The 11,448-nt window shown below is 73.1% G+C and carries 12 protein-coding genes, 1 pseudogene and 1 riboswitch; of the genes and pseudogenes, 11 read left to right on the top strand and 2 right to left on the bottom strand.

All coding sequences use genetic code 11. The features are described 5' to 3' along the window. Positions 1-47 precede the first annotated feature (47 nt). Complete coding sequence (locus tag ACQEVZ_RS35945; protein ID WP_344503898.1) at positions 48-1,022, bottom strand: aldo/keto reductase; 975 nt, start codon at positions 1,020-1,022, stop codon at positions 48-50. 12 nt (positions 1,023-1,034) lie between these two features. On the opposite strand from ACQEVZ_RS35945, the pseudogene thiE reads away from it, so the two are divergent. The 9 genes and pseudogenes from thiE to ACQEVZ_RS35990 form a co-directional block, all read left to right on the top strand. After that, a pseudogene (gene thiE, locus ACQEVZ_RS35950) lies at positions 1,035-1,652 on the top strand (thiamine phosphate synthase); the annotation flags it as partial. A gap of 269 nt (positions 1,653-1,921) precedes the next feature. After that, complete coding sequence (gene thiO, locus ACQEVZ_RS35955) at positions 1,922-2,974, top strand: glycine oxidase ThiO (RefSeq protein ID WP_433374834.1); 1,053 nt, start codon at positions 1,922-1,924, stop codon at positions 2,972-2,974. 25 nt (positions 2,975-2,999) lie between these two features. Next, a riboswitch (TPP riboswitch) is annotated at positions 3,000-3,110 on the top strand. Continuing rightward, positions 3,109-3,315 carry a sulfur carrier protein ThiS gene (gene thiS, locus ACQEVZ_RS35960; RefSeq protein ID WP_344504029.1) on the top strand — a complete coding sequence of 69 codons (207 nt, stop codon included), beginning with the start codon at positions 3,109-3,111 and terminating at the stop codon, positions 3,313-3,315. It overlaps the preceding riboswitch by 2 nt. Positions 3,316-3,382: 67 nt before the next feature. Beyond that, positions 3,383-4,129: a thiazole synthase gene (locus tag ACQEVZ_RS35965; RefSeq protein WP_344504030.1), complete on the top strand. Its 747-nt coding sequence runs from the start codon at positions 3,383-3,385 to the stop codon at positions 4,127-4,129. After that, positions 4,123-4,638: a thiamine phosphate synthase gene (locus ACQEVZ_RS35970; RefSeq protein ID WP_433374837.1), complete on the top strand. Its 516-nt coding sequence runs from the start codon at positions 4,123-4,125 to the stop codon at positions 4,636-4,638. Before ACQEVZ_RS35965 ends, ACQEVZ_RS35970 begins: the two co-directional genes overlap by 7 nt. Beyond that, the gene (gene thiD / locus ACQEVZ_RS35975) at positions 4,635-5,438 is read left to right on the top strand and encodes a bifunctional hydroxymethylpyrimidine kinase/phosphomethylpyrimidine kinase (RefSeq protein ID WP_433374840.1); all 804 of its coding nucleotides are present in this window, start codon (positions 4,635-4,637) and stop codon (positions 5,436-5,438) included. Before ACQEVZ_RS35970 ends, thiD begins: the two co-directional genes overlap by 4 nt. Positions 5,439-5,566: 128 nt before the next feature. After that, positions 5,567-7,105 (top strand): phosphomethylpyrimidine synthase ThiC, encoded by a 1,539-nt coding sequence (gene thiC, locus ACQEVZ_RS35980; protein WP_344503902.1) that lies wholly within the window; start codon positions 5,567-5,569, stop codon positions 7,103-7,105. 20 nt (positions 7,106-7,125) lie between these two features. Beyond that, complete coding sequence (locus ACQEVZ_RS35985) at positions 7,126-7,848, top strand: class I SAM-dependent methyltransferase (protein WP_344503903.1); 723 nt, start codon at positions 7,126-7,128, stop codon at positions 7,846-7,848. Beyond that, the gene (locus ACQEVZ_RS35990; protein WP_344503904.1) at positions 7,848-8,996 is read left to right on the top strand and encodes an alkaline phosphatase family protein; all 1,149 of its coding nucleotides are present in this window, start codon (positions 7,848-7,850) and stop codon (positions 8,994-8,996) included. The genes ACQEVZ_RS35985 and ACQEVZ_RS35990 overlap by 1 nt, the downstream gene beginning before the upstream one ends. On the opposite strand, the gene ACQEVZ_RS35995 is transcribed toward ACQEVZ_RS35990, so the two are convergent. Further along, the gene (locus ACQEVZ_RS35995) at positions 8,993-9,403 is read right to left on the bottom strand and encodes a hypothetical protein (RefSeq protein WP_344503905.1); all 411 of its coding nucleotides are present in this window, start codon (positions 9,401-9,403) and stop codon (positions 8,993-8,995) included. The two genes, ACQEVZ_RS35990 and ACQEVZ_RS35995, sit on opposite strands and share 4 nt — an antisense overlap. Before the next feature lie 126 nt (positions 9,404-9,529). Here ACQEVZ_RS35995 and ACQEVZ_RS36000 point away from each other — a divergent pair, with 126 nt between their 5' ends. Next, positions 9,530-10,843, top strand: a complete 1,314-nt coding sequence (locus ACQEVZ_RS36000) for a DNA polymerase IV (protein ID WP_344503906.1) — start codon at positions 9,530-9,532, stop codon at positions 10,841-10,843. A gap of 151 nt (positions 10,844-10,994) precedes the next feature. Beyond that, positions 10,995-11,381 carry a DUF3040 domain-containing protein gene (locus tag ACQEVZ_RS36005; RefSeq protein WP_344503907.1) on the top strand — a complete coding sequence of 129 codons (387 nt, stop codon included), beginning with the start codon at positions 10,995-10,997 and terminating at the stop codon, positions 11,379-11,381. Positions 11,382-11,448 lie beyond the last annotated feature (67 nt).

The following is an 11,448-nucleotide window of genomic DNA, read 5'->3' on the forward strand; positions in this document are numbered from 1 at the left end:
GAGGGCCGGCCGTTCGCCGTTTCAGTGGCCCGTTTCAGTGGCCCGTTTCAGTGGCCCAGCACGGGGTGCGGCACGTACGGCGCCTCGAGGCGCTCGATCTCCTTCTCGTCCAGGGTCAGCTCGGTCGCGGCGATCGCGTCCTCCAGGTGCGAGAGCTTCGTCGCGCCCACGATCGGCGCCGTGACGACCGGCCTGGACAGCAGCCACGCGAGCGCCACCTGCGCCGGGGCGACCCCGCGCTCGCCGGCCACCTCCGCGTTGACGTCCACGACGGCGAAGTCGTCGTCGGTGTACATGGAGCTGAACGCGTCGCTCGCGGCCCTCGTCGTGCGCCGCTCGTCGCCGCGCCCGCGGTTGCCGGCCAGCATCCCCCTGGCGAGGGGGCTCCACGGGATGACGCCGATGCCCTGGTCGGCGCAGAGCGGCAGCATCTCCCGCTCCTCCTCGCGGTAGACGAGGTTGTAGTGGTTCTGCATCGACACAAACTCCGTCCAGCCGTTGGCCCGGGCCGTGTGCTGCATCTTCGCGAACTGCCACGCGTACATGCTGGAAGCGCCGATGTAGCGGGCCTTCCCCGACCGAACGACGTCGTGCAGCGCCGCCATGGTCTCCTCGACCGGGGTCTCCGGGTCGAAGCGGTGGATCTGGTACAGGTCGACGTGGTCGACGCCGAGCCGCCGCAGCGAGTTGTCGATGCCGGCGAGGATGTGCTTGCGCGACAGCCCCGAGTCGTTTGGCCGGTCGCTCATCACGCTGTACACCTTGGTGGCCAGCACGTAGTCGTCGCGGCGCGGGAAGTACTTCGCCAGCAGCCGCCCCGTCACGGTCTCGCTGGCGCCGAGGGAGTAGACGTCGGCGGTGTCGAAGAACGTGATCCCGGCCTCGACGGCACGCCGCACGAACGGGTCCGCGGCCTCCTCGTCGAGCACCCAGTCACGCCACGCGGGATCGCCGTAGCTCATCATGCCGAGACAGATCTCGGAGACCTTCAGCCCGGTCCGGCCAAGTCGCACCTGCTTCATGTCTGAAAAACTATCGCGGTGCTAGGACGACTTCATCTCATCACCGATACCCGGCCCGGCCGCGACGTCCTCGGCGTCGTCGGGCACGCGCTCGCCGCCGGCTTCACCGTCGTCCAGGTCCGGCCCGAGGACAGCGTCACCGACCGCGAGGCGTACGAGCTGACCCTGCGCGTCGTCGCCCTCTGCCGCGCCGCGGGCGCCGTCTGTCTCGTCAACGACCGCCTGCACATCGCCCTCGCCGCCGGCGCCGACGGCGCCCACGTCGGCGCCGACGACCTGCCCGTGTCCGCCGCCCGCCGGGTCCTGGGCCCGCACGCGATCCTCGGCGCGACCGCCCGCAACCCCGTCTCGGCCCGCCAGGCGGTCGCCGACGGCGCCTCCTACCTCGGCGTCGGCCCCGCGTACTCGACCACCACGAAGACCGGCCTCCCCGCCGCCATCGGCCCTTCCGGCGTGCGCGCCGTCGTCGAGGCGGTCGACGTCCCGGTCATCGCGATCGGCGGCGTCACCCCGTCCCGCGCCGCGACCTTGTTCGCGGCGGGCGCCCACGCCGTCGCCGTCGTCGGCGCGATGAGCACCGCCCCCGACCCGGCCGCGGCGGCCGCCGCCTTCGCCGCCGTCCTCGCCGCCGCCCCTCCGTCAACGGCCTCCCTCCCGACACCACCTTCCCCGCCCGATTCCATGACCGCTTCGACCGCCACTCCTTCGCCGGAAAAAAGCGAAATGTCGGATAAATCTGGGCGCTTGCGTCTGGATTTATCCGGGGGAGGCGGCGGGTCCCGCCCGTTCGAAGGTGACGGCCTCCGTCCGTCTGGGGAAGGCGGTCTGCCGCGCTCGCTGGGCGCCGGCCACGCCGGTGGGCATGCGGCGTCGGGGCAGGGTCCGGCTGGAGGGGTGGCGTGAAGGTCGGGATCGTCGGGGGAGGGATCGTCGGGCTCAGCGTCGCGTGGGAGCTGGCGCGGCGTGGGGAGCAGGTCACCGTGTACGACCGGGACCCGCGGCGGGGGGCGGGCCGGGTCGCGGCGGGGATGCTGGCGCCGGCGGCCGAGGCGAGCTTCGGGGAGGAGGCGCTGCAGGGGCTGATGCTCGAGTCGATGCGGCGGTGGCCCGGGTTCGCGGCCGAGCTGAGCGCGGCGACCGGGATGCCGCTGGGGTACCGGACGGAGGGGACGCTGCTCGTCGCGCTCACCGAGGACGACCTCACCGAGGTGCGGCGGCTCGTCGACTACTACCTGCGGGCGGGGCTGCCGGTCGAGCCGCTGCGGGGGCGGGAGCTCCGGGAGCTGGAGCCGATGCTCAGCCCGCGGGTGCGCGGCGGGGCGAAGGCGGCCGGGGACCATCAGGTGGACCCGCGGCTGCTGCTCGCGGCGCTGCGGTCGGAGCGGCTGCCGGTGACGTGGGTGGAGCGGGACGTCGAGGATCTGTCCAGCCTGCGGGACGATGTGATCATCATCGCGAACGGGATCGGGATCGGGCGGCTGACCGGGCTGCCGGTGCGGCCGGTGAAGGGACAGTTGCTCCGGTTGCGGGGGGCCGAGCCGCTGCTCACGCACGTCGTGCGGGGCGTCGCGCTGGGGCGCCACGTGTACCTGGTGCCGCGCGCCGACGGGGAGCTGGTCGTCGGGGCGACGGAGGAGGAGCGCGGTGCCGACACGACGGTGACCGCCGGTGGGGTGCTCGACCTGCTGCGACCGGCCGCGGACCTGCTGCCGGGGGTCGCCGAGCTGGCGCTCGCGGAGACCCTCGCCGGCCTGCGGCCCGGGACCCCGGACAACGCCCCGATTCTCGGCCGGCTCGAAGGGCACCCGCACGGGAACGTGTACGTCGCGGGCGGTCACTACCGGCACGGGGTGCTCCTCGCGCCGGTCACCGCGCACGCCGTCGCCGACCTGGTCACCAAGGGATCGACGGATGTGGACATCAGCGCGTACGGGGTGGGCCGCTTTACCTGAGGACCGCGGCGGGGTTATGGTCAGCTCGTACCCCACGGGAGTCCGGTATGACCGGGCTGAGAGGGGGGCTGTCAGCCCCCGACCGTCGAACCTGATCCGGATCATGCCGGCGCAGGGAGTCAGGAGTGAGCCGTATGCAGCTCGTGGTCAACGCGGTCGCCGCCGATGTGGACGACACCGCGACCGTCGCCGACGTCGTCCGTGGCCTCGCCGGGGTCGCCGACCCGCGGGGCGTCGCCGTCGCGTTGAACGGGTCCGTCGTGCCGAGAGCCGACTGGGCCGGGACCAGGCCGGTCGACGGCGACACCATCGACGTCCTCACGGCGGTCCAAGGTGGCTGACCTCGGCAACGGCGCCATCAGCGGCCTCAGCAGTGCCGCCGGCAACGGCGACGGCGCGAAGCTCAGCATCGCCGGGGAGGACCTGCCGTCGCGGCTCATCCTCGGCACCGGCGGGGCGACCAGCCACGCCGCGCTCGAGGCCGCGATCCGGGCCAGCGGCACCGGGCTCGTCACGGTCGCGCTGCGCAGGCTCGACCCGGGCGCGCCGTCGCTGCTCGACGTCGTCGAACGGTGCGGCGTGCGGGTGCTGCCCAACACCGCCGGCTGCTACACGGCGACCGAGGCGGTGAAGCTCGCCCACCTGGCCAGGGAGGCGTTCGACACGGCGTGGGTCAAGCTGGAGGTCATCGGCGACGAGGAGACGCTGCTGCCCGACGCGGTCGAGCTGGTCACCGCCGCGGAGCGGCTCGTCGAGGACGGGTTCACGGTCCTGCCGTACACCACCGACGACCCGGTCCTCGCCCAGCGCCTCGCCGACGCCGGATGCGCCGCGGTCATGCCGCTCGGCGCGCCCATCGGCTCCGGCCTCGGCATCCGCAACCCGCACAACATCGCGCTCATCCGGCAGAAGGTGGCCGTGCCGGTCATCCTCGACGCCGGGATCGGCACCGCCTCCGACGCGGCGCTGGCGATGGAGCTCGGCTGCGACGGGGTGCTGCTCGCGACCGCGGTCACCCGCGCCGAACACCCCGCGCGCATGGCGGAGGCGATGCGGCTCGCCGTCGAGGCCGGCCGGCTCGCGCACACCGCCGGGAGGATCCCGCGCCGCCTGTACGCGACCGCCTCGAGCCCGATGGGGGGACTGCCATGGTGACGAGGCTGGTGCTGTTCACCGACCGCCGGCAGGCGCACCGGCCGCTCGACGAGGTCGTCAACCGGGCGATCGACGGCGGCGCGCGGCTGGTCGTCCTCGGCGAGCAGGACCTGCCCGCGGGGGCCCGCGCCGACCTCGCCGACCGGCTCCGCGGCATGCTCGACGGCGTCAAGGGCCGGCTCGTGCTGGCGGAGGACACGGCCGCGTACCGCAAGTGCCACGACCAGGCGGAGCTCTTCGCCGCGGCCGAGGCGAAGGTGGGGTTCGCGACCCTGTCGCCGATCTTCCCGACCCGGTCCAAGCCAGGCTACGGCCCCCCGCTGGGCCTGGCCGCGCTCGCCAGGATGGCGCTGGTCGTCCCGCTGCCGGTGTACGCCCTGGGCGGCGTCGACTCGCCGGCGCGGGTCCGGGACTGCCTCGACGAGGGAGCCGCGGGCGTCGCCGTCATGGGTGCCGTCATGCGCGCCGACGACCCCGCGAGGTTCGTCAAGGAGCTGATGACGGCGTGACCCCGGCCGTCGCGCTCACGATCGCGGGATCCGACTCCGGTGGGGGTGCGGGGATCCAGGCGGACCTGAAGACGTTCGCCGCGCACCGGGTCTTCGGCACCAGCGTGATCACCGCACTCACTGCTCAGAACACCGTCGGCGTGCGGGGGATCTCCGCCGTCGACCCCGGGTTCGTCGGGGCGCAGCTCGACGCGGTCCTCGCCGACCTGCCCGTCGCCGCCGTCAAGACCGGCATGCTCGCCACACCCGAGACCGTCGCCCTCGTCGCGTCGTACGCGCCGCGGCTGCCCGGCCTCGTCGTCGACCCGGTGCTCGTCGCGTCGTCCGGGGACCGGCTCTTCACCCGGGACGCCGAGCGCGCGTACCTCGACCTGCTCTTCCCGCACGCCGCCGTCGTCACGCCCAACCTGCGGGAGGCGTCGGTGCTGCTCGGCCGGGACGTCACCGATGTCGACGACGCGATCAAGGCCGCCCAGGACCTCGCCGCGACCGGACCGAAGTGTGTCGTGGTGAAGGGCGGCCACCTGCGCGGCAGCCGCGACGCCGTCGACGTCGTCTGCGTCGGCGGCACCGTCGAGCTGCTGTCGCTGCCGTGGGTCGACACCGCGAACAACCACGGCACCGGGTGCACGTTCGCGGCGGCGACCGCGGCCCGGCTCGCGCTCGGGGAGCCTCTCGCCGAGGCGCTCGCCGGGGCGAAGCAGTACGTGCAGTCGGCCTTGAGCGCCTCGTCCGGCTGGCGGCTCGGCGCCGGGCACGGTCCGCTCGCGTGGGGTCCCTTCTCCGGCCCGCTTCCGTAACCCACCAGGTCCGGCCCGCGGATCTTCTGGTCCGGCCCGCTCGCTCAGTACATCTGCCGAAAACGCGAACAGGTGCGCCTCATGGCGTGCCCGCTTCGCCGTGCCCACAGCCCACGAAAGGATGCGCCATGAAGCGCAAGGTCCACGTCCAGGGGTCCCGCGACGACATCCGTGTGCCGTTCGCCGAGGTCGAGCTGAGCGGCGGCAACCCGCCGGTGCGCCTCTACGACACCAGCGGCCCGCTGAACGACCCGCCCACGGGCCTCCCGCCGCTGCGCGCGCCGTGGATCGCGGCGCGCAGCGGCGATCATGGCGGAGAGCGGACGCAGCTGTACTACGCGCGGCAGGGGATCATCACGCCGGAGATGGAGTTCGTGGCGATCCGCGAGGGTGTCGACCCGTCGCTGGTGCGCGACGAGATCGCGGCCGGGCGGGCGATCCTGCCCAACAACGTCAACCACCCCGAGAGCGAGCCGATGGTCATCGGCAGCCGCTTCCTGGTGAAGGTCAACGCCAACATCGGCACGTCCGCGGTCTCCTCCGGCGTCGAGGAGGAGGTCGCGAAGCTCACCTGGGCGACGAAGTGGGGCGCGGACACGGTCATGGACCTGTCCACCGGCAAGCACATCCACGCCACCCGCGAGGCGATCGTGCGCAACTCGCCGGTGCCGATCGGGACCGTGCCGATCTACCAGGCCCTGGAGAAGGTCGGCGGCGACCCGCTCAAGCTGACCTGGGAGGCGTACCGCGACACGGTCATCGAGCAGGCGGAGCAGGGCGTCGACTACATGACCGTGCATGCCGGGGTGCTGCTGCGGTACGTGCCGATGACCGTCGGCCGGGTCACGGGCATCGTCTCCCGGGGCGGTTCGATCATGGCCGCCTGGTGCCTGGCGCGTCACGAGGAGAACTTCCTGTACACGCACTTCGCCGAGCTGTGCGAGATCTTCGCCCGGTACGACGTCGCCTTCTCCCTCGGTGACGGGCTCCGCCCCGGCTCGATCGCCGACGCGAACGACGAGGCGCAGCTCGCGGAGCTGCGCACCCTGGGCGAGCTGACGAAGGTGGCGTGGGAGCACGACGTGCAGGTCATGATCGAGGGCCCCGGCCACGTGCCCATGCACAAGATCAAGGAGAACGTGGACCTGCAGATGGAGTGGTGCCACGAGGCGCCGTTCTACACGCTCGGACCGCTCACCACCGACGTCGCGCCCGCCTACGACCACATCACCAGCGCCATCGGTGCCGCCATGATCGCCATGTACGGCACGGCGATGCTCTGCTACGTCACGCCGAAGGAGCACCTCGGGCTGCCGAACCGCGACGACGTCAAGGCCGGCGTCATCGCGTACAAGATCGCGGCGCACGCCGCCGACCTCGCCAAGGGCCACCCCGGCGCGCAGGCGTGGGACGACGCGCTGTCCAAGGCGCGGTTCGAGTTCCGCTGGGAGGACCAGTTCAACCTGGCGATGGACCCCGACACCGCGCGCTCGTACCACGACGAGACGCTCCCGGCGTCGGCGGCGAAGACGGCGCACTTCTGCTCGATGTGCGGCCCGAAGTTCTGCTCCATGAAGATCAGCCAGTCGTTGTCGCTGGAGATGCAGGCGAAGTCCGAGGAGTTCGTCGCGTCGGGCGGGCAGGTATACCTGCCGGTTGTGTCGTAGGTGGGTATTAAGGTCGGGGGGTGGAGTCCTCAGTGGCGTCGCCACGCACCGCGGTGGTCTGGCAGGTCCTGCGACGCGAGATCGCCGCGGCCGACCACCCCCTGACCGCCCTCGACGTCGGCGGCGGCACCGGTGGGTTCGCCGTGCCGCTGGCCCGCGCCGGGCACGCCGTCACCGTCGTCGACCCCAGCCCCGACGCCCTCGCCGCGCTCACCAGGCGGGCCGACGAGGCCGGCGTCGCCGACCGGATCACCGCAGTGCAGGGCGACGGCGACGGCCTCGCCGACCTCGTCCCGCCCGGCAGCGTCGACCTCGTGCTGTGCCACAGCATGCTCGAGGTGGTCGACGACCCGCACAAGGTCGTCACCGCGCTCGCCGCGACCCTGCGCCCCGGCGGCGCCGCCAGCGTCGTCGTCGCCAACCGGGCCGCCGCCGTCCTCGCCAGGGCGATCGGCGGGCACCTCGCCGCCGCGTCGCTGCTCGTCGCCAGCCCCGACGGGCGCGGCGACACCCGCGACCGGCTCAGCCGGCGCTATGACGTCGGCACCGCCACGGCCCTGCTGACCGGCGGCGGGTTCGAGGTCGAGCAGATCCACGGCGTCCGGATCATCGCCGACCTGGTGCCCGGCAGCGTCGCGGAGAGCGAGCCGGAGGCGCTGCAGGCGTTCGAGCTGGCCCTCGCCGGCACCCCGCCCTACCGGGACATCGCCACCCAGCTGCACCTGCTCTGCAGGAGACACTGATGGGCCCGCTCGATCCCGTCGCACCCCGCTACGGGCAGGCGAGCCTCGCCGAGGTCATGCCCAGCGTGCTGAGCGTCCTCGGGATGCCGTATGAGCGGGACGCCCTCGGCCTCGGCGCCGCCCTCGCCGGCGTCGACCGGGTCGCCGTGCTGCTCCTCGACGGGCTCGGCTGGCACCAGCTCGGCGTCGCCGCGCCCCACGCGCCGACGATCACCGACTTCCTCGGCGGCCGGCTCGGCACCGCCCGCTCGATCACCGCCGGCTTCCCGTCGACGACCCCGGTCAGCCTCGTCACCCTCGGCACCGGTGCCCCGCCCGGCGCCCACGGCATCGTCGGCATCGTGCTCAACCAGCCCGGCACCGACAAGCTCGTCAACCACCTGCACTGGGAGGACCAGCCCGACCCCGCGCAGTGGCAGCCGCTGCCGACCGCGTTCACCCGGGCCGGCAACGCGGGGCTCGCCCCCACCGTCGTCAGCAACCCGAAGTTCGAGCGGACCGGCCTGTCCGTGTCCGCCTACCGCGGCGCCCGGTTCGGCGCCGGGATCGCCTATGACGAGGTCGCGGCCTCGATGCTGTTCGCGTTGCGGTCCTCCCGCCTCGTCTACGGGTATCTGCCCGACGTCGACCGCGCCGGGCACGACTTCGGCATCGGGACCGGCGAGTGGCGGACGGCCGTCGCTGACGCCGACCGGCTCCTCACCCGCCTCGTCGACGGGCTGCCGCCCAACTCGGCGCTGGTCGTGACCGCCGACCACGGGCAGGTCGACATCCCCGCCGACCGGCGCCTCGATCTCGACCAGGACACCCGGCTGCGGGCCGGCGTCGCGGTCGTCGCGGGTGAGCCCCGGGTGCGGTATCTGCACGCCGTCCCCGGCGCGCACGACGATGTCATCGCCACCTGGCGGGGGGTCCTCGGGGACCGGGCCACCGTGCTCAGCCGCGACGAGGCGGTCGCGGGAGGCTGGTTCGGGCCGATCCCGCAGCAGCACCTCGCCCGCGTCGGCGACGTGGTCGTCATCTGCCACGAGCGGTGGGCGATCATGGCCACGGAGCACGAGCCGCTGCGGTATACGAAGATGGTGGCGTTCCACGGGTCGAGCACGGCGGCGGAGATGCAGATCCCGCTGCTGGTGGTGCGCAGCTAGGCCTTCAGCTTCTGGAGTGTGCTCCGCAGCTCCGGCCCCGCGTCGACCGCGTGCTCCAGGACGATCTGGAGCAGCTCGTGCCTCGACGCGGCGACCACCACGCCGGGCGCTCCCGCGACGGGGTCGTCGCACAGGACCGCCACCCGTGCCCGGCGGATCCCGAGCTGGCCGGCCTGGTTGAGGAACGTCTCGCCGCAGGCCGGCAGCGGCACCCTGCGCGCCCTGGTCCAGCCCGCGACCAGGAGCACGGCGAGGGCGCACCGGTCCGTGCCGGGGCGCCAGCCGTCGCCGCCGCTGGTCATCAACCCCCGTGCGATGCAGCGGACGAGGTCCGGATGCTGGAGCCTGAGGCCTTCCACGGCCGCGACGACGGGCGCCAGCGGCGACGTCAGCGCGAGGAGGGCCATCCCAGGAAGGTAAGGCAATCCTAACTTCCCGTCAAACGTTGCCGATTGTCTGCCGGGATCTGGCTTGCCGTTCTTGCCGGGTCTGGCTTGCCGATTTTTGTCGGGGGGTCTGGCTAGAGTGCGGACATGGGGCGGAGCCAGGTGGTGCCGAGGGACGGTTCGGGTGCGGGGGAGTTCGGTCCCGACGCCGACGACACCGGCTGCACGGTGCTGCACGTCGACATGGACGCGTTCTACGCGTCGGTCGAGATCCGCCGCCGCCCGGAGTTGCGCGGCAAGGCCGTCATCGTCGGCGGCGCGGGGCCGCGCGGCGTCGTGTCCGCCGCCAGCTATGAGGCCCGCCGGTTCGGGGTGCGCAGCGCCATGCCCGGCAGCAGGGCGCAGCGGCTCTGCCCGCATGCCGTCTTCCTGCCGCCCGACTTCGCCGCCTACACGGAGGCGTCCCGCGCGGTCATGGCGATCTTCCGCGACGTGACGCCGCTGGTCGAGCCGCTGTCGCTCGACGAGGCGTTCCTCGACGTCGCCGGCGCCCGCAAGCTGCTCGGCCGCCCCGCCGAGATCGCCGCCCTGATCCGCCGCCGGGTCGCCACCGAGCAGCGGCTGACCTGCTCCGTGGGGGTGGCCTCGACGAAGTTCATGGCGAAGCTCGGCTCGACCCGCGCCAAGCCCGACGGCATGGCCGTCGTCCCGACCGCCCTGGCCCTGCGGTATCTGCACCCGCTGCCCGTCAGCGCCCTGTGGGGCGTCGGCGACCGGACCGCCGAGACTCTCCAGCGGCTCGGCCTGAAGACCGTCGGCGACCTCGCCGCCGCCCCGCTCGGCATGCTCCGCGCCGCCGTGGGCGACGCCGCCGCCCACCATCTGCACGAGCTGTCGTGGGCGCGTGACCCCCGACGGGTGATTCCCGACCACGTGGAGAAGTCGATCGGCGCCGAGACCACGTTCGACGTCGACGTCAGCGACCTGTCAATCATCCGACGCACGATGCTCGCCCTGTCCAACAAGGTCGCCCAGCGCCTCCGCCACGCCGACCAGGCCGGCCGCACCATCGCGGTGAAGATCAGGCTCGCCGACTTCCAGACGCTCAGTCGGTCACGGACCGTAGACATCCCGACCGACGTCGCCCGGGAGATCTTCGAGATCTCGTGGGCCCTGTTCACCTCCGCCCGCCCTGGCGAGCGCATCCGCCTCATCGGCGTCCGCGTCGAGAGCCTCTCCTCCGCTGACGGAGCGCCACGCCAGATGACGCTCGGTGAGCGCGACCACGGCTGGCGCGACGCCGAACGCGCCGCCGACGCGGTCGCCGCCCGCTTCGGCGCGGGCCTCGTCAAGCCCGCCAGCCTCCTGCGCGGCGACGGCCTCCGCGGCGACGGCAACGGCGCCGCACCCGCCCCCGACCCACCTTCCGGACCGCCGACACGCCACAATGGGGGCAGATAGAGCACGACTCGACGGAAAATCGGCACGGCCGGACCATCGTCCCGCTTTCCGACCCGGTGAGCCCCTCGTAAACTTGCCAGTACGCAGCCCGACGGGCTGTGCCGGACTGTCGGTCCATCAGGGTCGACCTTCGCGACCGGGGAGGAGTGCCGTGCCGCTCTCGGAACACGAGCAGCGGCTGTTCGAGCAGATCGAGCGGTCGCTAGCCGAGGACCCCAAGTTTGCCTCGGCGGTGCGAGCCACCGACCCGCGGTTCCATGCCAAGCGTCGGATGATCGCCGCCGCGGTGCTCCTACTCGCCGGCATGGCGCTACTGGTCTATGGCGTCGCCATCTCAATCCCACCCCTCGGCGTCGGCGGCTTCGTCGTCATGCTGGGCGCCCTCGTTTTCGGCGTCCAGGCGTACCGCCGCGGACAGAGCACCGACCTGCACGCCGTCGGCGGCACGGCCACACGCCGTACCCGGCAGCAGCGCAGGGGCGGCCTGGTCGACCGCCTGGAAGAGCGCTGGCGCCGCCGCCCTGAAGGCGACGCCTGACCCCACCGGGCCAGGCAAGGGCGCGTCGACACGGGTTCCTCGTCGACGCGCCCACCCGTCTGCCCAG

It is taken from the genome of Dactylosporangium sp. CA-152071 (assembly GCF_050936335.1).
GTDB lineage: Bacteria > Actinomycetota > Actinomycetes > Mycobacteriales > Micromonosporaceae > Dactylosporangium > Dactylosporangium maewongense.

What these genes read in the sequence shown, in the direction of transcription:
- ACQEVZ_RS35945 (WP_344503898.1), bottom strand. Translation starts at nt 1,022, where the DNA reads ATGAAGCAGGTGCGACTTGGCCGGACCGGGCTGAAGGTCTCCGAGATC.
- thiS (WP_344504029.1), top strand. Translation starts at nt 3,109, where the DNA reads ATGCAGCTCGTGGTCAACGCGGTCGCCGCCGATGTGGACGACACCGCG.
- ACQEVZ_RS35970 (WP_433374837.1), top strand. Translation starts at nt 4,123, where the DNA reads ATGGTGACGAGGCTGGTGCTGTTCACCGACCGCCGGCAGGCGCACCGG.
- thiC (WP_344503902.1), top strand. Translation starts at nt 5,567, where the DNA reads ATGAAGCGCAAGGTCCACGTCCAGGGGTCCCGCGACGACATCCGTGTG.
- ACQEVZ_RS35990 (WP_344503904.1), top strand. Translation starts at nt 7,848, where the DNA reads ATGGGCCCGCTCGATCCCGTCGCACCCCGCTACGGGCAGGCGAGCCTC.
- ACQEVZ_RS35995 (WP_344503905.1), bottom strand. Translation starts at nt 9,403, where the DNA reads ATGGCCCTCCTCGCGCTGACGTCGCCGCTGGCGCCCGTCGTCGCGGCC.
- ACQEVZ_RS36000 (WP_344503906.1), top strand. Translation starts at nt 9,530, where the DNA reads ATGGGGCGGAGCCAGGTGGTGCCGAGGGACGGTTCGGGTGCGGGGGAG.